General features: G+C 60.9%; 1 rRNA gene. It reads left to right on the forward strand.

Annotated elements, in window-relative coordinates:
* The first annotated feature begins 324 nt into the window (after positions 1-324).
* Positions 325-443 (forward strand): 5S ribosomal RNA (gene rrf, locus ACEG17_RS09960).
* Positions 444-519: the final 76 nt, after the last annotated feature.

The raw sequence follows: 519 nt of genomic DNA on the forward strand, positions 1-519 counted from the left end.
GAGGACGGGTCGGCGCCCCCATCCCCTCTGCCGGAGCCGCGGGGGCCCACGTGCGTCCTCCCGGTGGCGGGAAGGGGTTCGCGGGGCGCCCGGGGCCAAAAACCGAGGGTACCGCATCGAGAATGGTCGAATTGGACCCTGCCGGAGGCTCGAAACGGGCTTGCCTGTTTGCCCCGTCGATCTGCTCGTCCTGAGCTTTCCGTCGATATATCGTAGCGGCGAATCCGGCGTGCGGATCGAAAGTTACGGCCTCGGCAAGCCAAGCCGTCTCGCGGGAGGCTCTAATCCGGAAGGCACGAATAATTTCAATCGCGAATCTATTCCGGGTGCGATCATACCAGCGCTAATGCACCGGATCCCATCAGAACTCCGCAGTTAAGCGTGCTTGGGCGAGAGTAGTACTAGGATGGGTGACCTCCTGGGAAGTCCTCGTGTTGCACCCCTTTTTTTATTTTCGCGTCGATTCGGGCCGCCCCACTCGGGCCGCAGCTCGCCACCCATTTTCGTAATTTTTTTTCT

Source organism: Leptotrichia hongkongensis, assembly GCF_041538065.1.
Classification (GTDB): Bacteria; Fusobacteriota; Fusobacteriia; order Fusobacteriales; family Leptotrichiaceae; genus Leptotrichia; species Leptotrichia hongkongensis.